The organism is Anaerobacillus sp. 63XJN7_4_ISO-PGPR-S23-413, from assembly GCF_056173725.1.
This window is the reverse complement of the sequence record NZ_CM149688.1, coordinates 2,234,513-2,260,462: the sequence shown is the minus strand read 5'-3', so window position 1 is coordinate 2,260,462 and position 25,950 is coordinate 2,234,513. Positions and strand designations below refer to the sequence as shown.

Annotated in this window: 24 protein-coding genes; 4 read left to right on the top strand and 20 right to left on the bottom strand. The window is 32.4% G+C overall.

Annotated features, from left to right (window positions below; genetic code table 11):
- Window positions 1–18: 18 nt before the first annotated feature.
- Window positions 19–597: a hypothetical protein gene (locus tag AC0VYO_RS11995; protein ID WP_475367602.1), complete on the bottom strand. Its 579-nt coding sequence runs from the start codon at window positions 595–597 to the stop codon at window positions 19–21.
- A 209-nt stretch (window positions 598–806) separates the two neighbouring features.
- Here AC0VYO_RS11995 and AC0VYO_RS11990 point away from each other — a divergent pair, with 209 nt between their 5' ends.
- Window positions 807–1,979: a MalY/PatB family protein gene (locus AC0VYO_RS11990; protein WP_475367601.1), complete on the top strand. Its 1,173-nt coding sequence runs from the start codon at window positions 807–809 to the stop codon at window positions 1,977–1,979.
- 61 nt (window positions 1,980–2,040) lie between these two features.
- On the opposite strand, the gene AC0VYO_RS11985 is transcribed toward AC0VYO_RS11990, so the two are convergent.
- Window positions 2,041–2,580: a 2'-5' RNA ligase family protein gene (locus tag AC0VYO_RS11985; RefSeq protein ID WP_475367600.1), complete on the bottom strand. Its 540-nt coding sequence runs from the start codon at window positions 2,578–2,580 to the stop codon at window positions 2,041–2,043.
- Window positions 2,581–2,856: 276 nt separating this feature from the next.
- On the opposite strand from AC0VYO_RS11985, the gene AC0VYO_RS11980 reads away from it, so the two are divergent.
- Entirely contained in the window at window positions 2,857–3,345 is a 489-nt protein-coding gene (locus AC0VYO_RS11980; protein ID WP_283154184.1) for a hypothetical protein, read from the top strand.
- Between the two features lie 404 nt (window positions 3,346–3,749).
- On the opposite strand, the gene AC0VYO_RS11975 is transcribed toward AC0VYO_RS11980, so the two are convergent.
- From AC0VYO_RS11975 to AC0VYO_RS11930, 10 genes are all read right to left on the bottom strand, one after another.
- Entirely contained in the window at window positions 3,750–4,967 is a 1,218-nt protein-coding gene (locus AC0VYO_RS11975; protein WP_475367599.1) for a hypothetical protein, read from the bottom strand.
- Window positions 4,968–5,748: 781 nt separating this feature from the next.
- Window positions 5,749–6,507, bottom strand: a complete 759-nt coding sequence (locus AC0VYO_RS11970) for a hypothetical protein (protein ID WP_475367598.1) — start codon at window positions 6,505–6,507, stop codon at window positions 5,749–5,751.
- 176 nt (window positions 6,508–6,683) lie between these two features.
- Window positions 6,684–7,304 (bottom strand): YecA family protein, encoded by a 621-nt coding sequence (locus AC0VYO_RS11965; RefSeq protein ID WP_475367597.1) that lies wholly within the window; start codon window positions 7,302–7,304, stop codon window positions 6,684–6,686.
- Between the two features lie 331 nt (window positions 7,305–7,635).
- Complete coding sequence (locus AC0VYO_RS11960) at window positions 7,636–8,502, bottom strand: hypothetical protein (protein ID WP_475367596.1); 867 nt, start codon at window positions 8,500–8,502, stop codon at window positions 7,636–7,638.
- An 809-nt stretch (window positions 8,503–9,311) separates the two neighbouring features.
- A complete protein-coding gene (locus AC0VYO_RS11955; RefSeq protein WP_475367595.1) occupies window positions 9,312–10,703 on the bottom strand; it encodes a hypothetical protein in 1,392 nt (463 codons plus the stop codon).
- Between the two features lie 128 nt (window positions 10,704–10,831).
- A complete protein-coding gene (locus AC0VYO_RS11950) occupies window positions 10,832–11,824 on the bottom strand; it encodes an AAA family ATPase (protein ID WP_475367594.1) in 993 nt (330 codons plus the stop codon).
- 16 nt (window positions 11,825–11,840) lie between these two features.
- On the bottom strand, window positions 11,841–13,784 hold the full coding sequence (locus tag AC0VYO_RS11945; RefSeq protein WP_475367593.1) for a hypothetical protein: 1,944 nt from the start codon (window positions 13,782–13,784) through the stop codon (window positions 11,841–11,843).
- The gene (locus tag AC0VYO_RS11940) at window positions 13,772–14,425 is read right to left on the bottom strand and encodes a Tn7 transposase TnsA N-terminal domain-containing protein (protein WP_475367592.1); all 654 of its coding nucleotides are present in this window, start codon (window positions 14,423–14,425) and stop codon (window positions 13,772–13,774) included. The genes AC0VYO_RS11945 and AC0VYO_RS11940 overlap by 13 nt, the downstream gene beginning before the upstream one ends.
- A gap of 110 nt (window positions 14,426–14,535) precedes the next feature.
- Window positions 14,536–16,335 carry a UvrD-helicase domain-containing protein gene (locus AC0VYO_RS11935; RefSeq protein WP_475367591.1) on the bottom strand — a complete coding sequence of 600 codons (1,800 nt, stop codon included), beginning with the start codon at window positions 16,333–16,335 and terminating at the stop codon, window positions 14,536–14,538.
- A complete protein-coding gene (locus AC0VYO_RS11930; RefSeq protein ID WP_475367590.1) occupies window positions 16,325–18,223 on the bottom strand; it encodes an ATP-dependent nuclease in 1,899 nt (632 codons plus the stop codon). Before AC0VYO_RS11930 ends, AC0VYO_RS11935 begins: the two co-directional genes overlap by 11 nt.
- Before the next feature lie 181 nt (window positions 18,224–18,404).
- On the opposite strand from AC0VYO_RS11930, the gene AC0VYO_RS11925 reads away from it, so the two are divergent.
- Window positions 18,405–19,049 carry a hypothetical protein gene (locus tag AC0VYO_RS11925; protein WP_475367589.1) on the top strand — a complete coding sequence of 215 codons (645 nt, stop codon included), beginning with the start codon at window positions 18,405–18,407 and terminating at the stop codon, window positions 19,047–19,049.
- A 621-nt stretch (window positions 19,050–19,670) separates the two neighbouring features.
- On the opposite strand, the gene AC0VYO_RS11920 is transcribed toward AC0VYO_RS11925, so the two are convergent.
- The 5 genes from AC0VYO_RS11920 to AC0VYO_RS11900 all read right to left on the bottom strand — a co-directional run bounded on the left by AC0VYO_RS11920 (window position 19,671) and on the right by AC0VYO_RS11900 (window position 22,711).
- Window positions 19,671–19,853, bottom strand: coding sequence for a hypothetical protein (locus tag AC0VYO_RS11920; protein ID WP_273853259.1), 183 nt, complete (start codon window positions 19,851–19,853; stop codon window positions 19,671–19,673).
- A gap of 277 nt (window positions 19,854–20,130) precedes the next feature.
- Complete coding sequence (locus tag AC0VYO_RS11915) at window positions 20,131–20,688, bottom strand: cysteine hydrolase family protein (RefSeq protein WP_475367588.1); 558 nt, start codon at window positions 20,686–20,688, stop codon at window positions 20,131–20,133.
- Between the two features lie 385 nt (window positions 20,689–21,073).
- Window positions 21,074–21,526 (bottom strand): YoqH family protein, encoded by a 453-nt coding sequence (locus AC0VYO_RS11910; protein ID WP_475367587.1) that lies wholly within the window; start codon window positions 21,524–21,526, stop codon window positions 21,074–21,076.
- 136 nt (window positions 21,527–21,662) lie between these two features.
- Window positions 21,663–22,229: a hypothetical protein gene (locus AC0VYO_RS11905; RefSeq protein WP_283153682.1), complete on the bottom strand. Its 567-nt coding sequence runs from the start codon at window positions 22,227–22,229 to the stop codon at window positions 21,663–21,665.
- A 131-nt stretch (window positions 22,230–22,360) separates the two neighbouring features.
- Window positions 22,361–22,711, bottom strand: coding sequence for a hypothetical protein (locus tag AC0VYO_RS11900; protein ID WP_475367586.1), 351 nt, complete (start codon window positions 22,709–22,711; stop codon window positions 22,361–22,363).
- A 329-nt stretch (window positions 22,712–23,040) separates the two neighbouring features.
- On the opposite strand from AC0VYO_RS11900, the gene AC0VYO_RS11895 reads away from it, so the two are divergent.
- Window positions 23,041–23,553, top strand: a complete 513-nt coding sequence (locus AC0VYO_RS11895; RefSeq protein WP_475367585.1) for a hypothetical protein — start codon at window positions 23,041–23,043, stop codon at window positions 23,551–23,553.
- Window positions 23,554–23,936: 383 nt separating this feature from the next.
- Here AC0VYO_RS11895 and AC0VYO_RS11890 read toward each other — a convergent pair whose 3' ends face one another.
- From AC0VYO_RS11890 to AC0VYO_RS11880, 3 genes are all read right to left on the bottom strand, one after another.
- On the bottom strand, window positions 23,937–24,284 hold the full coding sequence (locus tag AC0VYO_RS11890) for a DUF4260 domain-containing protein (RefSeq protein ID WP_475367584.1): 348 nt from the start codon (window positions 24,282–24,284) through the stop codon (window positions 23,937–23,939).
- Window positions 24,285–24,456: 172 nt separating this feature from the next.
- Window positions 24,457–25,140, bottom strand: coding sequence for a VOC family protein (locus tag AC0VYO_RS11885; RefSeq protein ID WP_475367583.1), 684 nt, complete (start codon window positions 25,138–25,140; stop codon window positions 24,457–24,459).
- Window positions 25,137–25,616 (bottom strand): VOC family protein, encoded by a 480-nt coding sequence (locus tag AC0VYO_RS11880; RefSeq protein WP_475367582.1) that lies wholly within the window; start codon window positions 25,614–25,616, stop codon window positions 25,137–25,139. Before AC0VYO_RS11880 ends, AC0VYO_RS11885 begins: the two co-directional genes overlap by 4 nt.
- Between the last annotated feature and the right edge of the window lie 334 nt (window positions 25,617–25,950).

Below are 25,950 nucleotides of genomic sequence, written 5' to 3'. Positions count from 1 at the left end.
ACGCATGCTCCTTTTTTATTATGATTGAAATTCTTTACTTCGAGCTTCATTTAACATTTTCTTTGTACGACGCCGTTCCAGGATAAGATAGATGATCGTTGATACGAGAACAATACCATGGGTAATACCAAACTCAGTACCATAGTAATCACGATTCCAATAAGAAACAACTCCAGGGATTACAGTATTGTTAATAGGATAGAAGATCGGCACAGCATCACTCACATGTGTTAAAAAGTCCACGAAAACATGTAAAAACCATCCCCATATAAACCCAGACAGAGCGGTTAGCTTAAAACCTCGATGAATGATCATGAGAAGAATAAAGGCAATGAACCAGATCACAATAGAATGACCAAGTTTCCGCAATACATCAACGACAGGATGTTCAAATAAGCCGTGGATAAAATAATGGAGGGAAAGTTCTATTTCTGGATTGATGATTTTCTCGATACTTCGTTCAGCTAATAAGTATAAAAACATCACATAATAAATGATATCAGGTGCAATGCCACCTATAACAAGATACTTAACGGTACGCCTACTTTTTTTCCGAAAGAAAAAATAGCTCCAAAAGGCATGGTGTAATGTATTCATAATGAATTAACCCTCGCTTTAAACATAGTATCTCAGGTATACCTTATTGAAATGGATATAAGCTATAAGTATATTCATTCTACCATCAACCTAGGATACTGTCTTATTAAATTAAATGTACGAGAAGATAGAGAGAAGCGCCGTCTCTGACAGATCGGATAAGTTTTGATAAAGTTAAAGATGGACTATTGAACAAATGGAGGCACACTATGAGCGTATTTGATGAACGAATTAACCGATTTGATACACATTCAGTAAAGTGGGATCACACCGATACCATATTTGAAAAGGAAAACTTGCTGCCAATGTGGGTAGCCGATATGGATTTTCGCGCTCCACAGGCAGTAATTGATGCTCTTACAAAGCGAATTCAGCATGGGATATTTGGTTACTCTATGCCGACAGAAGGCACAAAGGGAGCGGTGCAAAGCTGGCTTAGTCGACGTCATAATTGGTCGATTGAACAGGATTGGATCGTTTTCACGCCAGGAGTTGTTCCAGCGCTATCCGCTGCTGTTAACACGTATACGAACAAGGGGGAGAAAGTGGTTATTCAATCGCCTGTTTACTATCCGTTTCGTGATATGGTTGAGAAAAGCGAGCGGGAAGTCGTTGATAATCCTCTCATCCAAGAAAATGGCAAGTATGCGATGGACTTTGATGACCTCGAAACAAAGCTTAAAGATCCTGAAGTGACCATGTTACTACTATGTAATCCACATAATCCTGTAGGAAGAGTGTGGAAGAAAGATGAGCTTAGAAAGCTTGCTGAGCTTTGTTTAGCGAACGATGTGCTAGTCGTTTCAGACGATATTCATTTTGATCTTATTTTCAAAGGGTATGAGCACACGCTTCTATCAACTCTTTCAGAGGAAATCGAAGCAAATACGATTACGTGTATCGCACCAAGCAAAACATTTAATCTTGCAGGCATGCAGCTATCGACGATCATTATTCCAGATGAGAAGAAGCGGGAGCAATTTAACGCCTATATGGGGAAATTGGGTCTGTTTGCACCAAGTCCATTTGGTATTATTGCTGTAGAAGCGGCATACACTCATGGCGAGAAATGGCTTGAAGAGTTGATGGAGTACTTACAAGGTAACCTGTCGTATCTTACTCAATTTATTAATGAGCGTCTACCAGAAATAGAAGTGATTGAACCAGAGGGTACTTACCTTGTATGGTTGGATTTCAGTAACCTGTCGATGACACATGAAGAACTTGAACAATTCGTTCAGGAAGAAGCTAAGTTGGCTCTTGATGAAGGTTATATATTTGGGGAAGGTGGAAAAGGCTTTGAGCGCATTAATATTGCCTGTCCACGTTCAGTATTGCAAGAAGGCTTAGAACGTTTGGAGAAAGCCTTGAAATCAAAATAATGATTCAAAAAACGCCCTGGAACATCACGGGCGTTTTTTGATTTAGAGGGATCGGCTAACCTTAATACAGTTTGTTTACTGGACGTAAAGGAAGTTCAAGAACAGGTGTATAAGTTTTGGAGGCATTCATTGAAAAAATATGAATGGATTGAACCAAAAAGGGCTCGAATTCGTCTAGTGTTTGTTCTGCATCTCGTTTTATCTTATTGATTTGAATGGGATCTATTGGTTCATGTTGCTGAGTAATCGTTAAATGAGGAATAAAATCAGTTACTTCATAATACATTTTTTGTTCTTGAAGTGAAGGTTTAATAGCATCAACTAGAAGTAAGTGGAGTGAGATAATCTCTTTAGATAAGACGCTACTAAACAAGACATTAGAGCCGAATGTAGCTGGGGCACCTAGCTTCAATTCAAAAGCGGAAAAGTTCCGACAAATACGCTCAATTTTTTCAACCCAATCATCGGTTGCTGTTAAACCACTTTGAGCTTTTACGGTGATATGGGGTGGCGAAGGTTCATGATAATCCCATTTCTTTCGAAAGGAATGAATTCTCTCGATAATTTGGTGAGGAGGGAGGACTGCAATAAAAAATGGCATGGAATAATCTCCTTCATAAGTAGATGAATAGAAGTGCTATACCGATTTAACAAGAATAGATGTACTATGCACTAATTCGCTATCCAATGTTTCACCCCTTTAATAGGATAAGATGATTACGAAAATAAAACAAAAGTACTATTAAAACGCTAAGAAAATTATAAAAAAACTCCCATAATTGAATGAAATATAATAAAAATTTGTTATGATGAAAGAGGTGAAGTGTTTAGGCATTTAACCACAGCATTAGCTGGAAAAGGAAAGCGGGTGATTTGTATGAAAAAAGCAACAAAAGGACTTCTAACCATCCTACTTTTCTCTGTTCTCGCATTTGGATATCTAAAAACAGCTGAAGTTTATATAGACTACAAGAATGATAAATATGCGCATACTGCAAGTGCCACAAGTCTTGAAAGCAGCTTGCATCAAAAGATCGATGAACAGAACATCTATGAAATACAGGTACATAGAAGCGATCAGCAAGAAAGTGAAGTTATCACGTCAAATGAGGATGAATCAACATTAGTTAGCTGGGTTAATAAACTAGATAACAATGATTTAACACAGTTACCGAATCATCGTGTTCAAGTTAAAGATGCTGATTTCATTATTTATTTAAAAACTGGAAAAGAACTTAGAATCAACTTAGATGAAGATACTGTTATTATTTCTAGAAACGATAATGAGAATAAGGAATTTCATTCTTATTTAATTAATAGCTATGATTTAAATGATGATCTAGCGCGTATTTTAAAAATCGGATAAAATTTCAATTCCGTCTCACTATCTTAAGTTTACTTAACGAATGAGACGGAATTCACTATTTTATATCGACTTCCTATAATATATAATATGTAAACTAAAATAAAAATTCAGCAAAGGAGTACAAATGAACTTTTGTGTATGACGAGTTGCACAAAAGTATAAACTAAAATTGCACAAAAGTATAAACTCCTGTACTCCTCTCTTTTTTGCATAATCATTATGAAGTAACGTTAACACCCGAATATTGGTTCCAATATTCGGGTGTTTTTCTCTCAAATTCACTTTTAAAATCTACACAATATTTTAAGCAGATTTTGTATAATCATTTTATTACACTTATCATAAAATTTCACGCTTTCACAGCTATTACTAAAATTCAAAACTCCTGTATCGCTAAGTTATTATTAAAAATTGGAATTTTGCTCTATTAAATACAGTTTATCTTGCTGTAGGTCTATTACCATTCCTTGAAAAAGCTGATTATTTAATAAGTCCCAGTTAGGATTATAAATATCTAAGTATACACTAGAATCCTCTAGAGTTTTCCTAATTCGATTATAATCAAACGCCAGTACCCTTGTATAAACATCTAATAGTAATTGCCTAGTTTGACACTTATCAATATTAAATTTTTCGAATTCTCGGTTTAACTTTGTAAAGATCATATCATAACGAGATGATCCTAGTTTTGGTTCACCCCATATTGTTGGTTTTATTTTAATACCATTTTCAAAGCATCTATAATCTTTTGTATAATTTACAAACATATTCCATAGATAATATGTTTCAGTTTCTACATTTAATGAAAACTGTTCAGTAATTGAGCCTCTTGCTATTTCTTTTAAATACGATGTACATTTTCTTCCCAACCTATATCTAAAATGTCTTTTTAATGACTTATAAATTGATAATGAGTCCATATATAAGGAGTGAAAATCTATATCATAATTACATTTATTTTTGTTGCAATACTTTAACTTATGCTCAGAAATAGAAAAATTCTTATTACCATTATCTTGATTTTCAATTACATTAAAAATTGTTAATGGAACGCTTCCACGAACCTCAATTAATTCCACCATTCCACTTTTTCTAATGGGAGAATTCAACCATTGTAATAATTCACTAGAAAACGGTATCTGCTCAGGGTTAAAAGCATTTTCTAGAAACTGTAACTTATCAACATGTTGAAATTTACAAGCACAGTTGAAAATAGAATTATTTTTAGTTGAATACTTAAAATAGTTAATTTCTCTATTGCACCTTGGACATTTGCTATACAATTTCAATTTATGAAAAGGACATTCTTCAATTAACGAAAACTGGTGTAAATAGCTGTGTAACCCCATTTCAATACACCTAGGACAATATCTAACACTACGGATTATGAATGATTTCCATCCCTCTGCTGATAAATATGAGATGTTTTGAACTTCATCGTTTTTAATTTGGTCTAAAGGCATCTCCAAAACACTTTCCCATGTATCTAGTTCATTTTCATGCTGCAAATAATTGTTTTGAATAACTTCTGAATATGAAATTTGATTTAGGTATTTGTATTTTTCAATTATACTGATGGTCGATTCATAAGGGCTGACCCAGCTTTTATCCCATGTGTGCATCTATTATAGTCCTCACTTTTTATTAACAGTAAGGACAATAAATCTCTTTTGTATTCAATAATGAAAAAATAAGTCAAAATATTCAGATTTGCCATAACTTTAAATGCATTTATTACCTGGTATGCACTGTCAATTTGAATAGCGTGTTCAGCTGTAACATTGATGTGACTGCTCGTTGTCGACATATAGAACAAATCTTTTTAAAAACCATCCTTTTAGCCATTACTTTGGTATTACAACGTCTCGATCATAAAAAAAACATCTTTGCAAAACTCGTAACTTCTTCTCTAATCGGTTGCCTATTATCTAATGCCCACCATAATCAAAATCAAATATTATTGTTGATTCTGAATTACACATTTCAACATACTCATAATAGAATACTCAGCCTCAAACATTTAATTTACAATTATTACTGTTAACTTGATAACCACAAGTTACTTCTTTCTAAATGGATTTAACAATCACTACGGTTTAACAAAACAATGGATGCGATTCAATAATCTTGAATCGGGATTGATTTCTTAATATTCATACACTTAATTTGTATGGATAAACGAAAATGAGTAGATCGTTTATAAAAAGGATCTACTCATTATTACTTTATTGTGTTGGTAGTAAATTGGCTTTATTTAGTGGGATGGTATATCTCATTTATTTCTTTTCACCATTAAGAAAAGCTTTGTTATAGTTTTTTCCTAGCAAGTATCCTGATATGATTCTGCTTGCCAAGTGCCCACACTGCACTACATCATTGATATCTAATATATTCTTTTTTGTATTAGCGTGGGCTTGCAATTTTATTTCTTTTTTGTACTACTTCCCCGGCTACTGTCTCCAGTTCAGAAATATTTAGATGAGAAATAATCTTAATTAATTTCCTTCTAGCTGTAACTGCTCCTAAAAAAGACTTATGAATGGATTTATAAATTTCTAAATCATTATTTTTCCCCTGATAAGATTCATTAAAAGTATTAGTTAAAAAGATATTCATAATATTTTCTATTTCTTGTTCAAACTGATGAGCATAAACTTTGGTATATATATGATTTACAATCAGTTCTATTCCTTTGTAGAATGTTAAATATGCTTCTTCATATAATTCTAAATCTGTTAATCTTAAACCCCGAGCAAAGTACTTTATAGAACTGATAACTTTCTTCTGATCCTCTTTCTTAAGATCATTAATTACGGCTTCAACAACTTTTAACTTCTGAAAGTTCTTATTTGAATTTGTAACATGTTCTATCTCTATAGGTTTAGGAAATTCATAAATATCTTTTAGAGTATTGGTAGCTAATAAATCATATCCATATAAGAAAGATAAGAAGTTGATGATATCAGCAATCTTATGCTCTGCTTCATCTTCATTTTCCCCATATACATTTATTTCCAAAAATAGTTCCCCAGATTGAGAATCCCAATTATAATTTATTGCTCCATTCAATACCTTAAAGAATGTATTCTTAGTTAATTTTAAGATAATGCTATCATCATTAATATCTAGTAATTCAAGTGTTATACCATAATTAGCTAACAAAAAATCTCCCTTTCACAAACTACAACTCGGAGTTCTATAATATTTAATTTCTTAAATTGCTTCTATATTCTTTGATTTAACTGTTCAATCATGCAGTATATTGCTTTACTATTTCTAAAGCTGAAATGCCATCAAAATATTTCAATGCAACTACTCTCTTGAACATTAGACCCTGTTTAAACTGATTGGGCAACAGATTTCAATCTGTAGGTGGTAAAATATTTTCTAACAATATCATCAGTATTATCAAGTACGATACCTGAGTGTTGCGCAATCAGTTTCATTATCTCAAGTGAGCCATGTGTTACACCCTCCATAATATATTGACCTATAGATTTACTAAGAACTAACTGAGCAGTAGCATCTATATTTAATGATACTCCATATTGATGTTCGACTTGCTGTCCTGTCGCTACTGACTTGCCATAGAGCACAGGTGGAAATTTAAATCCATCTTGTAGTGTGTTCATAATCGCTATATCTATAATCTCACCATCTAACTCAATCCATGAATGATCAAAAACATAGTCATCAGCTTGAACTTCACCAAGCCTTACTATTGGATTATAACCTTTCTCAGTTAGTAGGATATACACTATTGCAGAAACTAAATGACAACCCCCTTGGTAATCATGCTCAGCTATGAAATCATAAGCGCCTCTAAAAATATCTTTAACTTGCTGATCGCACTCATAATTATCAATACCTATCGCCCAGTTTTTACGCCAATTCAAACAACACTTCTTATATTTTTTACCACTTCCACATGTACAAATGTCGTTTCTACTTATCTTCAATTTTCACATCTCCTATCTAAATTGAGTTCTCTCTAATTATAGAAGCATAATCTATATAAGAGCAGTACAAATTACTTTTTTTAGCCTCACACATGCAAAAATCATTGCCTTTGTGTGGGTAATTTAAAAATCTCTTTTTGCGTCTAACTGCTCAAGCCTGCAATACCAATTATTTCAAAACTGTAGGCATAACTCAATCTTTATTTCACATATAAAAGAGGCTTATCCTATTACAGATAAGCACCGATTTTCTTGAAGATTTGATTTCAACCTCCTAAGCTTCAATTTCACTATAATTCTTTTGCTGGTCCTCTTTCCATTTTCTATTTTTTTAATCCTCTTCTATACTTCCTAATCTTTTCATTGCTACAAATAGATATGTAAAAATTGCAATGATATGACTGAAAAACAAACTAAGTATCCACCATCTAGTCAGAGCATCATCATAAGTATTATCAGGATAAGGGAGCAAAGTACTTGGATAAATCATTCCTACTGCAGAAGCATAAGCAAGAACAACTAGACCACTCATAACATATTTTGGATTACCAAATTCCTTTAGAATCCTTTCCTGTTCTTCTTTTTGGGTACGTAGAATGGTCACTTCCACTTCTATTTGGTCAAGCTCTTTCTTTTTTTCATTGTATTCTGAATTAATTCTAGGTGGTGGTCCGAAATTCATATTAGGCAAATTAGGCATCAGAGTTGGTTGAATAGTGCTTTGTTCTTCGAGAAATTCTTCAATTTCTTCATAAATCCGTTTATACCAAGACTCTCTATATGGATACTTCAATTCCTTTTTTTCCTTTAAATCCTCCAGTGTAGCTTCTCCATTTTCACGTATCTCCACTAGGATTTCCTGCAATTGTATAAAGTAGGGCCTTAATTCTTCAATGCTTAGTAAATTGAACTCTTCTTCTTTAATAATTTGTTCAAGGCTTTTCCCAGCAAACAACCCTCTAATAATTCCATGATCCTCTGCAAAATCCTTTAAATCGTCCTCAAATAAGTATTCATTTAGTTTTTTGCTCATTGTCTCTTTTGTACGTATGTCATTACTTATTTCTCGTAGCTTTCTTTTCACACTACTCTGTTCACTAGAAATCGAAATTACTCGACTAACCAAAAAACCTCCGATGATAGCAACCAGTGCAGCTGTGGAAGTTATCACCGTAGTTAATAGAGTTTCTAAATTCATTATATCCCCACTTCATAATGTTACTTTCGATATTACTAACAATTATTTCAAAACACTTATATTTACTTAATCTATTCCAGAAAGGAGACGTAACTTCTAAAGTTACGTCCTCATCATATATATCTAATCGTGTATTCTCCTTATTTTTACCTGTAATTAATCTATCTCAATAGGGACGATATTCACTATATTCTAGTTCCTGAATGCTCATAAGCAATGTCTTTCAATCAGCCTTCTTGTAACCTGGTGCCACGAGTTTATCATCTTCATAACTAATTCAAAAATTATTTTCGTTCTCAAAACTACCTCCCTTCACTTTTTCAAACGTAAGTACTATTTTTATTTCGCTAGTCGCAGAAGAACTGTCACATATTGATATCTCGAAACTCAGGCTTCAATCTTACTGCCCATTTGCTGAACAAACAAAGCCTCATCACTTGGGAAATTATGATAATTTAAGTTTATCATAGGTGGAATCCGTCGAGAACAGCTAATCATCAACAATCATTTTCCTTACAGTCATATCATTATTCCGATGTCTGATCAGGTAGAGGAGAATTAACCAAATTAAATAGTGGAGAGGTATTTGATTGCCATGGCAATGATTCTTATATCCAGACTTTTAGACGGCTGTAGTACCTATTTACAATTTTAATATAGCAGGTATCTTAAATACTTTATTTAAACATTTATTTTAAGTCGATGAGACGTATTTCATTATTTTAAATTCGGAAAGTGCAAACTGGAGGATCGAATTGTTCCTAACATACTAATATCAACAGAGTTATTTTACATAACTGAAAATAAAATTATTCAGATTTTTTGTACGATTTCTTTTGCAAATCATTCCGTTTCACATTCTTTAAATGACCACTATCGATTTGATTTAACATGTTTGTTAGTTTTTCTAATGATTTTTTATTTTCTTTATATTTATAAATTCCATCTTTTGATTTTATTATCATTAGTAAAGGCATGTATTTAAAAGGATAAATACTATCAATTTTATAGGAGCTGTTGTTGAATGCATATTCTAAGCAAAGGCGAAATTCAGCTAAGATCATTTCACTAATTAAATGTTGGAATAACCAAATGCTAGTAGATTTAGTTGTTGAGTAGTGTCTTGGCAGAATTTCACCTGTCGTCTTTAGGAAATCTATCCAATCTCGAAAGTAATAATTTCTTCTTATTGGAAAGCCGTAATCTAAGTAATGGGCTCTGTATAGAGGATATTGGCCGTAGTTGTCTACGTCTGTAAAGTCTTTAAACCTCTGAAGCCTTGACCTCCAAATTACATAAGCTAATGAGTATGGACAAATTTCATTATTGGTAAGTTTCCCCTTAAACCGTGTTAATTCTTTAATACAACCTATATGCTGCTTTAATTGATTATTTCGTAAATGTCTAGCTATGCTTGAGAAAATCTTATTGCCCATTGAGTACAATGCTTTTATGTCTTCTTCAGAAAAACATTTAATATAGTTAGCTATTGATTCGATATCGGAGTCATCTTTCATGCGATTACTTACAATTTTTAGATCTAGATTAGTATGATTCTTACTTATTTTCACATAAGGTTTTTCTTTATTTATAGCCTTTGATAAAAAATTCATATGATAACATTGTTGTGTTGGTTTGTTATAGGTATCTGGTGATAAAAATTGTTCATCGAAAATCAAGGCCTTAAATGACTCCTTTTTTTCATTTGAATGAACGGTTATCCACTTTTTGAGGGTGGTATCTGTTAAGTAAGGTTCGAAATTTGTCTCGACTAAATGATTGTCTTTAGAAAAATGAAAACCGCATTTACATTGGTATTTGTAGTTAAAACTTTTATCCTCAAAAAGGTATCGATAGGATTGATTACAACTTGGACAAACAGTCATTATTTTAGTTTTGTGAAAAGGACAGTCATTTAAAAAGATAAACTGATGGAAGGTTGAATGAAACTTATTAGTAATGCATATTGGGCAATATCTTAAATTTCTATCCATATGTCTTAAATCGATATCATTTTTCTTGGTTGAAAAAGGATATAAAAGTTTCCGGAGCAAGAGGTTGTTTTCTTTGTGTAAATTGTAATTAATAGCTGCAAATATAGACTGTTCCTCGAAACCGGATAAACTGTAAATTGACTTATAAATGTCACCTAACTTACCCTTTCGTTTTCTAACTTCATTGATTCCGTATATATTGAACATTTCTCTAAATGTTAGCGAGTTTATATAGCTGAATTTTTTTAAGATACTCCAAGGAGACTCAAAACTTTTGATCCATTCTACTTTCCAAGTTAGAGTTTGAGGAGTTATTATAGTTGAGTTTGGGTATGTTAATGGTTTTTTTCCGATGATTGAAGCACCTCAGCATTCAAATACCCTGAGATAAAAATTGCTTCTTTCCATATTGCTTTAGTCGGCCATTCTAAAGATTCTTCGTTAGATCCAAACTTCAATAATACATAGTTAATAATTGAAACCACATAATGCATCGGTAATTCTATTTTTTTATTCACCCCATATTCAGCACGGAGTTCATTAAGACATTCCCAAATGTTTGGCGTTTCTTTTTCTAATCTAAATCCTTTTATGAATCCTTCTGGAAAGAAGAAACGAGTATAACTCCAACTACTACCTTCTGGGTACTCTGTCACTTCATCATAAGACGCAAGTAAATAGGCAAGTTCTTCTTGCTTTTTTAAACCATAAAACCTACTTTCATGAATCATGAACCTTCCTACAATTTGCTTATCAGTTTTAAGATAAATGTTTCTTCTTTGAGAAAGTTCTGTTTGTCCAAATAACATCGTTGTTAAAGTCACTCCATAATTTTCTAATTCGTTATAAATATCCATTAGCCATTCATATTCTATGGTTGTAAGTCTTTGGGCATCGTCTATAAATAATACAATTTGATTTCTAGAAGTTTGCCTACCTTTATCTAATAGAAAATTAATAAGTCTATGTCTTTTAGCACTTGCTTTGCCTTGCGAAAAATATACATGACCAACATCTTTTAAGAAATACTCGAAGAAATGGTCTTCACTTGATGTTTTTCTTTTCCTTGCAAGGACTTTAATATTTAACCACTGATTACTATATTGGTACTCAAAAACATTCATTAGATACTTTATCGCTCGAGTTTTGCCTAATCTGGGAGCACCATAGATAATTGCACCGGTAGTCCTTAAATGAATCCAATTTAACATTGATTCAGATATATTATTTATTGCTATAGTGTCAATAATGTAGTCACCTGTTTCAACTGGATGACCACCTACTGGTACACTTGGCCGTCTTATTGGGTCAGTGCTTCTTACCTCCATTTTACACCCTCCGAATTTAAGAATTAAAAGAATAGCGCTCTCTTTTCGATTTGGACTTTAAAGACTTATTTGTAATTGGTAAGACATTGTTTACTTTTTCAATTTGGTTACTATCCTGAGTTTTTGATTCAATACTCGATTTCGTTTCTTTTTCAATCTCTTTTTGAAGTTGAGCTATTTTATTTCTATTTGCTTTTTTCTTTGGAGCTTTGTTTTTAAGATAATTATGGTATATTTCAATTGGATCTTCATTGTTTAGGAATTTTAATTCACCTCTAAAGACTAAACCATTTATGGTTTTTCTTAGTTTTAGAGAATGTTTTCTGACACCCCATTTTCCATTTGCTTTCAATAACCCTAGTTCACTCCCATCTGGTAAAAATGCTTTCAAATACCTTAAGTCTTCAATGTTAACTATTAAGGTGATTTTGGTGCTAACAAGTTGGAAACTCTCAGCTAATATATCGCTTCTATAAACTACTCCTTCATAATGAACGTATGGTCGCCGACCAAGTTGCAAGTTGCCTCTGATCACTCTTTGTTCAATGATTTCCAAGAACTCATTTCCATCCCTATATTCCTCTTTTAGGGTCCTATATGGGGAAAAACGGTTAATTCTCTGTGCCATGGTCTCTAATGGAGTTAAGTTATTTAAACTTTTTAATGGGGTTATGTTTCTATCTGCGATTAAAACTTCAATTAATTGCTCAATTTCATCCGGAGTAATCTCATATTTTATAGCTTTCTCTTCTGGGTTCTGTTTTCTAGCATCTGTACAATTGCTACCTGTTGTATTTGTGAGACGATGAATATGTGACTCTAAAAGATCAAAGAACTTTTCAATGAATGGTCTTCTAGTAGGAGTTGCAACAGGCCCAGAATTAACGCTTGCGTTGAATATTTTTTTGCATTTTTCTTTAACTATTTTAGCTAGGTTGGCTTTTGCATTATCTAAGGACATTTCATCCCAAACGGCAAATTGAGTTTCTGTTATGGCTTGTGAGTGATAGGCTTGAGAAGGGACATTTAAACCTGGAATAGTTATTTCAGGAGCCTTATGAGGTAAGATTGAGTTTTTGATACAATATAAGACATCAATTGATGAATATTCTCTATTTAAACATATGTGATAGCCTAGGGTTACTCTAGTAGCACAATCAATTATTGCTAGAAGCCAAATTCTATGGATTGTGTCAACTACTTCGTCTCCTTCAAGAGTCGTGTATTTCACCGCAAGGGACACATCTATTTTATGGCCGTCAAATTCTACTCTTTCAAATGGTCTTATAACATGATTCATTTGATCACCTTTACCAGTGCTATTCAACAACATTTGAGATGAGTTCCCAAAATTTTTCACCGATTTTTCAGGGTTATTTTCAATTAAACTTTTAACGTACCTATAAACAGAGGACCCGGCCATACTTTTAGTGTTAAATGGATAATCCCCTTTTTCAGGTGATAATCCAACTTCTTTGCACTTTTCAATGAATTTTCTATGGATATCCTTTGGCCTATAAATGTTACTCTGCGGATTGTTTTTCTTTTTTTTAAACACCAGGTCCTTGATTACGGAATCTAACTCTGGATACAAAGTAAGAAGTCTTTTAAATGCACCTGTTTTCTTTTTTGATTCGTTAGAATCACTACTAAAACCATTTATGGTTTCTCTTCTTGTAAAACTTTCAATTCTTAGATATGGTATCAATGCTATATAACCCCAGGGGATACCTTTATTATTTGTTTCTAAACATCTTCGTAATAACCTATATAAGTTTGAACGATGTATTTTATATTGCTCTTCAATTTCATCAATTGTTAATTTACCTTCAATCAATGCATCGATCGCGTTCTTTCGATTAATAAAAATTCTTTTCTTTATGTCTGTTAAATTTTCCTTATGAACAGTTGGCCAACTTTCAGTATCAATCACTTCACCGTTTATAATCATATTAGCCACAGCCTTGTCTTCTTATCAAAAATTCTTGTTTCTAAATCTAAAAAAAGTTTATTATTAAAATATAAAGTGAATATACTTTGATATAATTCTGGTTTTTTTATTGATTTAAGTTCGTACGATAAACTCTCTATAGTATGATCTTTTTCATGTAATATCTTAAGTACTCTGTGATCAATAATGCTTAGTGGCTTCCCTATCATTTTTGCAAAAGGTAGTATGGATTTATAATTTTGCAATAATGGATAAACTCGTATGTGTTCTTCTGTAGCAATCCTATAATTGAAATTATTTTCTCTGCACCAATTTTGTTGTAATTGGATTTGGTTGAAAACTCTAGTGCCTTTTATATGGATATTTTTTAACTCATTGGAATATTTGACCTCTACAAATTCTTCAAAACCATTTTCCCATTGAATCCACATGTCAAATATGGACTCTTTATACTCCTGTTCTATAAAACCTTTGATCTTCTTGGGCTGCTCACAAAATGATTTAACGTTCATGTTACATTCCACTAAAATCCACTGATGATACTCTAATTCACTATAAAAGAAAACATCTCTGTCCAATTTATAACTGTAAGCATCCCAAAAATTACTACCGAAGTGACTTACTTTACTTTGCTTTATTGGTGTATACATATAATCACCTCCAATAACAATTTACCCGAATTTTCTGACTTTATACCTTGGTTTGTATAGAAAAGGACACATACTTTTCAAAGTTAAGTGTCCTATTTCCAAATATGATATTAGGTTATTGGCATGCTCGATTGATAAGCATCTATATTCTCTATAATTTGTACAAAAGGCTCTATATTTTCATTTTTAACTTCTTGCATAGCTGGTGCCCAAATGCATAATAATTTCATAGCTCTAGTAAAAGCAACATAACCAACACGTGCTTCTTCGTCTTTGTCATTTTCTGCAAGCCAATTAGCAAGTTGGGATTCTGATTCAGCCATTACTAATACAGATTCAGCTTCTTTTCCTTTTGCATTATGTATATTTAAAATAGCTTCATCATTCATAGTAGAGTGCGTTAGAATGTCTATTTGCTCTATAAGATCGGATAAAAAAGTTTTTTTCGATGTGTTAATCTGGTTCTTCCAATTATAATTCAGCATTTGTATTTTTCTACCAATAGATATACCATACAGATTTTTTGATTGTTCTCCCAAAAATTCCTTTATTAGAGTGAAAAATGATTTAACTGTAGTGTCTTTTAGTATTAGACTATCTATAAACTGAAGAGTGAAAATCTGCAGTTTTTTCCACATGAAGCTATCATATTTAATCTCCTTCAATGAAATAAAATTGGGATGTTCATTAAAAAACAAATAACTAAAAGCCTCAGAAATTCTTTCTATGGCTTTGTCGAATTCATTTTTTCTTTTGTAAGAAATGGCGAGTAAAAAATTAAGTAAAATAGTATAACGACGATAATGCTCTTTTCTTAGCTTGTCAAGAAATGGATCTGATATTACTTCTCTCTCCTGTAGCAAATTACTTAAATGCTTTACATAATCATTTTGTCTAGCTAAGATCATATAGGGTTTGTGATGTTCTTCACTTACAATATTTTCACGTATTTGATGGAAAAGTTGGATTACCTTAGCAGGTTCCGTTATTCCTTTAATGATTATCACTTTTTCAGGAGTTAGTGAGTTAACTCTGGATTCTTTTTGAACAATATTTGTTTTGTTATTAGAGAATTTCACAATATTGGACGTGCTTCTAAAATTGTTACTTAGGGTGTAACATTTAAATTTTTCATTTTTCCACTTGGATAGAAATAACTCTGGTTTAGAACCATTGAAGCTAAAAATTGATTGGTTAAAATCACCCACACAAAAGAAAGAAGAATGTTCTAGTAACTTAAAGATTTCATCTTGATAAAATGTAATATCTTGAAATTCATCTATAAGGAAATATGGAAAACGAGAACTAAATGCCTCTCGAATATGTTTTTTATTTTTTAAGATGAGATAAGATAAAAATATAACGTCTTGCTGATCAATATATCCTTTGTCTATAATTAGCTTCTTCCACTTGGCTGCAGCTTCAACAGTTATTTTATTTCCGAAACAGGTGGGTTCCCCTTCTACATCACGTCCTAAACTTTCAAAAGCTTTCAAAGTACTCTCATTAATAAAGTGAACTTCAGAATTTAAAATTTGACTAATTTCACGCTTATATCCTCTTGAAAAACCAATTGAGGCAAGTTTAAATGGTTCTTTATTTTTTCTTGCAAGGTGTGAATATGGCTTTATAATATATTCTAATAAAAGTGAATGGATTGTTCCTATAAATAATTCCGGAGGTAATTGAACACCTTGGTCTTCTAATCGCATTATGATTTCATCTTTAGCAGCATTTGTATAGGTAATACATGCTATGCTAGTAAATGATTCAGTACGGTTCTCTATGATATATTGTAATCGATTAATTAATAATCTAGTTTTTCCACTACCAGGGCCTGCTTGTACAGCTATTGAATCAGTAAGAGGAGAACATGCTATCCTATTACGAAAATCGTCATTATCGATCATTTTGCTCGACCTCCTCCATTAGATAATTAAATACTTCTTTTATATAGCTAGGTATGTTAATTATTTTTCCTTTATTCAGCTCATCTAGTACGAACTGAGAAAATTGTCCTTTTTCTTTAGAAATAATTTTATATGCTTCTTTAGCAAATTCATGTCCCTTTAACGGAGCAATATTTTCACGGTTTTCTCTGGTGCCAATACTATAATCATTTATTAATTCTTTGAAAAATGAAACATTATCTTCCAAAATCAAATCATATTCAAAGGTCTTGAGGTTATTTGAGATTTTTATATTTTGGTTAGAATGATAGTCATTTATTAACCCATCAGTTCGGGAACAGTTTGCATAAACGTTTGGTTTAATAGGATAGACAGCTTCCTTAATAACCTTGTTATCAGTTCCAACAATATTGTTGCCATTCTCATCTTTTATAGGTTCAGATTCAGGGTCACTATCAGTTAAGACAGCACATTTCAGATTTAACCCATTTGATCCAAATAACTGCAAAAATGGTCTGAATGCTACACCATCAACGGAAATAATAGATATTCCTTCACCTTCTAATGTTCTTTCCTTTTTAATCTCAGCCCCATTTTCATTTATTGCTTCCTTGTATAGCATAGAAAAAAACCTTGGTATTAATAACCGTTCAGCAATTCCCTCAACTAATAACACTTTGCTCCCGAAGAATATATCCGATTTGGTGGCATCTAGCCATCTTTCTAAATACTTTTTATAATTAAGCTGCTCTTGCTTAGTAGTATCGAAAACGTTTCCAATCCTTGTTGAAAAGTTATTGTTTAATCTCCTATAAAATATAATTAAACTGTCCAAATTAGCATGAGAACTTACATGAGAAGAGTGAGAAGTCATGATAACTTGTCCTGCTACTTTTTGATCGAAGAAATAATTAGCTAGATATTTTTGTAAATTACTATGCAGGTGTGCTTCAGGTTCCTCTACAATTAAAATAGGATATACATAATCATTATTCTCAAAGCGTTTTGCCTTTATTGCTGTAAACTGAGTTAGTAATAAACTTATATAAAGTAAATTATTATATCCTAGCCCATTCGTATCAACAGAATGGGCACTTCTTTCTCCTGATCCAATTAATAATTTTAGGTTTTTTATTAATGAGTCATAATTACTTTCACTCATATTAATTCTTACTTCCTGTCTCGAAGCCCCGGTTATACTGTTCAAGAAATTATTTATATCACTTTGTACTTTATTAATCTCTTTGCCTTGAAGTATTTGATCATTTAAGGCATCAATTTTGTCTGCAACTTTTTGGAGTTCTATATCTTGTAAGTCGTAATTTTTTAGTATACTTTGTAACTGTCCAGATGATTTTTTCATTTCTGCAGTTGCATCTCTAAGTGCTCCTACATACTCAATTCCAAACTTTGAAAGCATATTAAAATCAAATTGATCCAAAGTTTCACGTTCACCACCGTACAATATCCACTCATATTCGTGTAATGGGAGACGAATTTTATTTACAGGAATAGATTCAGTAGGAGGTGAAACTGAAATATTAGCTTTTGGTCTAAATTTATATGTAAGTTTTGCTTCACCAGGTTCTCTAGTTAACCATCTACTTGTAATTGCTAGCTCGTCTTCTGATTTGATTCCTTGTAATCTAACCTCTATACATATTTCTGGCCACTGATCTTTAATAATTAGACCATCCCAAAAGTCATCTTGTTGCAGAATCCTTTTTCTTAAAGAATAATTATTGTTAAATATTAAACTTATTGCTTCTAAGAAATTTGATTTTCCTACGTTATTTTCACCAATGATAATAGATAAACCTTCATTTAAATTCACATTAAATTCTTTGAAATTTCTATAATTCAATATTGTCACGTTAGATATATGCATATTATTCCTCAATTCAAAATTTATTTTTCCAATTTATTGTATTTAATTGCTATTTTAACATTTACATTCGTTTGAGTGTGTTTAATTATGGAGAATTTGCTTAAAATTAGAGGGTAAATGGTAATTTTGTAGTATTATATTAAGGTGATGAAGTTGCAGACCATTACATATGGAGGAAAATATGAAAGAGACTGAGTTAATATCATATGCGATTATGAATGTAAACGAAGGTAAAAACGTTGATCGATTTGACCATTTCGTTCCTTTTGTAAAAGAAGCATTATTGCGCTCAGGAGTAGAGATAATCTCTGCTAATGAGTTAAAGGATAATATATCAAAATATTTTAAAATACACTTACCCATCAGTGTTGTGAATACAATACTTAAAAGAAAGTTATTACCGCAGCGCATTATTTTAAAACAAAACCATAAACTGGTTCCTAATTATGATAAACTCAAAAATTCAAATCTTACGAATTTAATGTGGCTAAAAGATCCGTCTGAAGCACCCGATTTACCTCGAAAAAGACTTATTGCTGAAACTTTTGCTGCTACACAACCTCCTGAACATTTATGGAGGCGGTATATTGAAACCCTAAATATTTATGAAAACAATCATCAGATAAGCAGTGAATCAATTGTGTTTTTGCGATATTCACAATCTGCAAGAGAATTACTTATGGATCTTACACTTGGTGATGAAGATATTATTTCAACAGGAACAATTGCTGATATATTATATGCTGAAAGAGGAAGAGAACAACAAAGGGTAAACGAAGTAGAAGAATCAAAAGAAAAGGAAATTGGAGAATTAAAAAATCAATAAAACTTGCAGAGACTGAAGTAGCTGCTTCAGCAAAACATAAAGAAAGTAAAATAAAGACTATTGCTAAGAAAAGAGCAAAAATAACGACTAATATTATATTCTCAATCGTTACAATTATAATTGGATTATCTATATATTTAACTACTTTTAATTCACTTAGAGAAAGTTATCCTTTAGATGAAGAGTAGTACTTAAAAACGACATTAAAAAAAGTTGGTGTTTACTCCTAACGGGTTCGGTTTTGGAGTACAAACAATAAAAAAGAAATAAAAATGGAGGTCCAATTCGCATATGAATTGGACCTCTTGTTTTTGTTGTTATTAAAGGGTTTATTGTTATTTAACATACTAAATCACAACGAAATTCGCACGCTAATTCTCAACAGTCTGTTGGCTAACATACTCCTGCGAATTGGCGTGTTAAAACGTATGCAAATACTCATGTGGAATAGGGGTAGAAAACGCCTGTTCAGCGTCTCACTGTTGAAAAAAAAATATGCAATAAACGAAATAATTCAAAGACCGATTAAGCAATCGGTCTTCTCATTCTATATTGCCTTATTCAATTAAAGCTCCGAGATTCCGGAAAACTTAATTCCGAGATATTATAATCCTGTGATAATTAGGTATTATGGCTTTTCCCTAATCTTACCCCATTAACAACAACACCAATTGACCCTGTAATAATAAATACATAGGTAATGAACAAAGGTGTTGAGGATAGCGTTTCAGTAAATAATCTAAACAAACCAACCGCAAAAATAAGAAAACTACCTATTAGTGCAACAACTATTCTATTCGTCATTTTCACTCCTCCTAAATAAGTTATCTTCCCTTTCAAAAATTTAATGCTTTAAATGGAAATTCAAGATTCTATTTAGCAATCACCAACACATATGTAATACCAATTATTTCAAATTAGTGCAAACAACTCAATCTTTTCTTTCATACTAAAAGAAGCTTATCTTATTACAGATAAGCCCCCTTTACTTTAAGTGTAATAGTTCACATACGTTAACATTTTAAATCCCAATTTCTTAAATAGAACTAAGAAATTGGGATATTGTTTTACTACTCAATTATTACCTATATGAATTATGTGTTGGATAGAATAACTCTTCTTCTGTATTTCTTACAATGGAAAAATTTTCAACATTGTAATGTCCATGAAGAGTTTCGTTATGATGATTTATAATTTGTTCTGCACTTAAAACATCACCGTCTGTTGTTGAATGTCCATCTCCAACTAAGGTGACATCCATTCCATTAATAGTTGCAGTTCGGACTGCACTATCTATGCAATGTTGGGTTGCACATCCCATTACAACAACATGTCCAACCTCTTGAGATTTTAAGTGATTTAAAAGTCCTGTACCATGGAAAGAATTCGTTGCAGTTTTTTCAAAGAAATTTGCATTTATAGGTACATTAATTTTTTCATGAACTTGAAAACCTTTACCTATTCCTTCTGCAACATCCAAGTCCCTTACAAAGACAATAGGTACATTAGAATTTTTTGCTTTTTCAATCACTGCATTGATATTTGTGATAAGTTGTTCCTTTTTGTAAACAGCACTTTCTTCTTGATTCCCTTCAATTAACTCCTGTTGGGCATCAATGATTAACAATATTTGGTTCAAATAATTTTCCCCTCTCAAATTTGGGGAAACGTTTTTTTAATTTGACGTTTTCCCCTTAATGTTTTTAACGTCGATATAATTTTTCATTTTCATAATATCTACCTCCTACACTGAGATTGTCATCTAATTGAGTGTTGAAATTTTCAGACATTTATACATTAACATATTATAGTTGGAATAACATCTCATATCGTAAATTAGTTATTTTACTAAACTGATCTATTGCTTAATTCCAATTATTTCAAAACTCATCCACTTACTCAACCTTAACTTGAAAGAAAAGACGTAATTCCTTAGTGCGGAATTACGCCCGATAAATGAAGATTGTTCTTCAACGTTTGCGCTGTTATGATATTACAGAATTGCTCCGAAATTATGGAGTAAGCTATTTACAGCTTAGAATATCATTATTCAGAACCACTGGTCCCAACTTTCCAGTTTTAGAATTGGAAGCTCTCACTTGAACTTTAGCATTGTTTAATTTCGCGGTGATCAAGTCAAACCTTCCCGACCAGGTAGGACTATCTTCTTCTGGAGTAGGATAAAGTCTGAACCTCCAGCTTATTTCACCAGGTATAAAAGCAAATCCCTCATAAATATCATATTCGCCGTATGTAGAGGGTTCAGGTAGATGAACACTTAAGATACTGATATTAGTTCTGGAAAAGCTTGGTGGAATCAATTGAACTTTATAAATTAGTGCACTTCCTCTTGCATTAGTAAGACCTTCATCGATTGGGGCTAACACCATACTGCAAGGCATTGAGATAGCATTTGATTCTTTAGGAAAAAGAACTACTGAAGCCAGAAGGGATGTAATCAATAGAGTTTTTTTCATATGTATACCTCTCTTTTTTTGATTAGCTTTCCCTAATGACTACTCAATATAAGAATTAGCTGCTTGATATTCTTCAGCAAACGCTCCGAGATTGTGGAATATCAAATTTACATTATTAGTTGTTTTAGTTTCAATATTACTGGATACTTTCCATCAATAATTCCAGGTCATATTTTAGTGAACTTCTAACCTCTTCCGTCGTTTCTCCCATTATCTCTCCCTTAACCTCTGATATTGGATAATTCTCCTTTTTAAAGAGATAATGCTTTAATTCCAAGAAAGTACGCAATGGGAAATCAGCAGTAACCCATTGTTCCCTGTATCCAATAATCCCGTGTCTCTTGATTAAAGAATCAAATTCAATTAACACTACCTTTAAAAAATCATCATAGGAATACTCCGTTTGTATTACTTTGTTACCGATATCTTTGTTTTCCAAGTCCTCATAATAGGTTGCCTCTATGAATAGGATGTTGCTCTCTTTTAATTCAAGAGTCCAAAGAATCCCTTCTGGTTCACCTTCCCATTCAAAAGACACTCTTTCACCTTTGGCGCTTCGTAATGGATTTAAACAAAATAATGATTCTACTAAATCACCTAAACAGTCAGTAAGATAACTAGCTGAGAACTCCAGTTTTTGTGAATTTAATTCCACAACACAAGTTGCCCAGCCAGTTTCATTAAGGTAGTATTTGAATTCCATTTTCTATCTCATCCTATTCCTTTTCATAATCCAAATCTACATTATCTCTTCGTATTCCTACTCAATACTTAAATTAGACAATTACTTAATCTATTTGGTTAATACACTATCGCTCCGAGATTGTTAAATAGCTAGAACCCATCAATAAACTTAAAATCCGTATATAAGTGGTAACCCTTTACTGTGACTTCACCATTCTGTTTTTTTCCATTATAGTACGTAACTTCTAAAGTATCTTCACCATCTTTCAAAACAAGTATATAACTTGAACCGATGGCATCCCAGGTGTCAGTTCTCTTAGAAGTGTTTATCTGGTCAATTATTTCTTTAACTTGATTCTGATCGTTTGTTTCATACAAGGTCTCCCCCGAATCATTGTTAACCACTTTTGCTTCAGTATATTGCTTTATAATTAACGGCTCCTTGCTACAAGAGGCTAGTATGATAGTAATGATGAGAAGTAAAGGAATGAAACTCTTCAATATGTCAGCCCCTTCTATAAGCCAATTATGAAATTTCAAAACTACTTACTCCAGAATCCTGTCCTCATTTACACCGCGCTTAACCCCCAAATGCTCCGAGATTATGGAAGATGCAACATTAATCGCTTTATTCTATAATTCAATCTGGTTCATTCTAAATTCTTTCTTAAGGTGCTTTTTTGTTTTAAGTTCCACAGTTATTTGGAAGAAGCTTTAACGTTTTATAAGCTATAAATTTTCAGATAGCTGATTTTCATATGGTAATAAATTAGAATAAGTATTCAGTTCATGCTAAATAATATCATAAACCATTATTGGAGGTTATATAAATGAAGAAGATATTCCTATTTGTTTGTGGACTGTTAATCTGCTTTAACCTAGTTACTTTAAATATCCATGCTGAGGTACCAAAATTATCCCAACAATGCAATCAGAAAATTGAATGGCGTAATCAGCAATTCACCTCTCAAATTATGAAAGATATTATTTCTAATTTCAATCTTGAGATTGATGAGCAGAGCTACGCAGAAGTCACTTCTGATGATTTAGATGCTGCAAATATGATTTATGGTGGAAAGGAAAAAGATACCTACTATGATTCCCTCAAACAACAGTTTTACGTTGAATCTTTTGGTGGACCTCGTTTGTTTATCAAACCACAGGAAGCTTATGTGTTATATAAAAAACTCGACAACTCTGATGTAATGGTTCATTTGAAGCTCAAAAATTCTAAATGGGAAGTAATTGATACAAAGAATAAGAGTGGGAACAAAATTGAATTCAAGAGATTAAAATGCGAAAATAATTACCTTAAAGAAAAGAAAGAATATTACTCGCACTAATAAAGCTATTTACACGAGGGCAACTATTTTTCCATAATCGCACCGATATTATGTAGTTATTTTTTTAGCTGTGTTAATCATTTTTTCTTTTCTCTTTTTTCTATTTTACTTAGTTGGCTACTTATTTTTAATAATAGAGCAAGTGAACTTCCGATTAAAATGCTAGTACCTAGCCCCGGCCAACCTGTACCTATGTCAACTAGATATGTAAATAACCAACCCAAGATCCCGCCTATTAATAATAGTAACAAAGTTAACAGTCTTAAAAGCTTCTTCTATTTAAAACTAACTCCTTGGCATTAAATGAAATTATTCAAGAAATGCTCCGAGATTGTTGAAGAAAGGTTTGACATCACAATCACACCTTACAGTTCAAATGGTATCTAAACTTTTTGTAAGTGCGTAGCCTTAAAGTTACTTGGATACTTTAAACCGTAGCCGATTGTCCGATCCATTCCAATATGTGCGACCCAAATAATACTTAATGCCAACATCAAATCTTGATGTAAAATAACACTAAGAATGATGAGTATTAACGGAATGACATACGTATGTCCAAAATTATAAATAGTTGAACCTATTGAATTATTAATCACGTACCCCAACATAGATAGATCTGGTACAAGTAAACAAAGGAAGAATAGCCACCAACTCCCGTCTATACTGGCATAAAAATACACTGAAACAAGTAAGACAATCAATCCTTCAATATGTAATAATGATTTACTCATTTTAGACCCCTCATTCCAATTCTCACTAATTTTTGTATTCTAACAGATTAGGTTTCACAAATCGTTAATTTCTCCGATTAATACTAATAATCCAAGAATATCGTCCCAACACATAAACTGGAATGCTATTCCTCAATCGCTCCGAGATACTTGAATAACCACCTAAAATCTATTAGCTAGTGGAATTAATTGTTACTGCATGGTTCTCATTTACTACTATTTGATCATTCGTATTTACCTCTAGATCAATTGGATAAATAGCAGAAACCTTATCAGAAAATATCCATCTTCTACCTGGTTGAACTAACAAAATAAAGACGCCAATTGCACGATTCCCCATAAAATTAAGTGATTCGTCGCTTATTTGTTTGTTATCACGCTCGTTAATCCCAAGGTCCATTAATTGTCTTCCAGTTTTTATTGCATCATCCACAGTAAGGCTAATTTCACTAATACTTAGAATGCTACTTTGTGAAAATGGTTCATCACTAGCTTTGGTTATAGAATGTCTGGAGATAAACTCAACTACATTTTCAGAAGGGTCATAAAAGTATAGTGAATGGCCAGGAAGGTTTGGGAAATCCGCCTCATCTTTTCCTTCTTCTTCATTCAGTTCAACTTTACCTTCTAACCATGCTTTAGCCTCTTTAAATTTATTTGAAGGGATATTGAAAGCAAAGTGGTAATAAGGATCGCCTTTTACATTTCTTGATGTGAATTTCAATTGACTTGAACCAATTGATACCTGAAAACTTTCTTGGCATTCTTTTGTTAATGGCATACCTAAAGTTTCTGTATAAAAAATTTTCATTTTATCAAGATGTTTTGTTTTTAAAGTAAGCCGCCTTATCCTCACAAGGTATTCTCTTCTCCTCTTAGGCGTACTATTTCCATCCACTTTGTCATTTCAAATTTCCCACTTTCTTGTTTGAGTTCGTCCGGAACAGAAACAAAACTCATGAACTCCAAACTGTTTCCATCTGGATCTTTAAAATAGACAGAAGCATTCCCCTGATTAGGCCTTACAAATGGCTGCACTGATGTCCTGTTTCCGAAAGGTACAGCTTCTATTCCTTTACTATGCAACCAATTCACAGAGTTCTTCATCTCTTCAAATGGAATTCTAAAAGCCACATGTCTTAGTGATGGGTGGTATGCGGTTAAATATTCTTCTCCTTCCCAGAGCCCTAGCCAACTTTTATGCCTCTCAATCCAGATAAAAGCAATTCCAACTCCTTCCCAAGCAAGCTCTAACCCCAAGCTTTGATAAAATTGAATAGAACATCTTAGATCTTTAACTGGTAAATGAGCTTCGTAAAGTCCTTCAATCATATTTATCCACTTCCTCTTTTCATATTTTCTATGAATTAAGTGTATATAGGAATTTAATATGACGCCTCGGCTGCGAGCATTAAATAAGCTACAACTTTAGAAGGAGACTTATACATGAGCCAGATAATCTTACTAGAGATTATAATCCCAGCATTTAAAAGAGCCTATCTTATTAAAGATAAGCTCCGATTTTATGGAATAACTTAAATTAACTTTTTTACTAATATTAGTTACTTACTCTTTAGAATTATTGTACAATTAATGTTGGAATATTTTAAGGAGGTATTTTTTATGTCAAAAACTTTAGCTGTTAACTCCACAAAAGTAGCAGGAG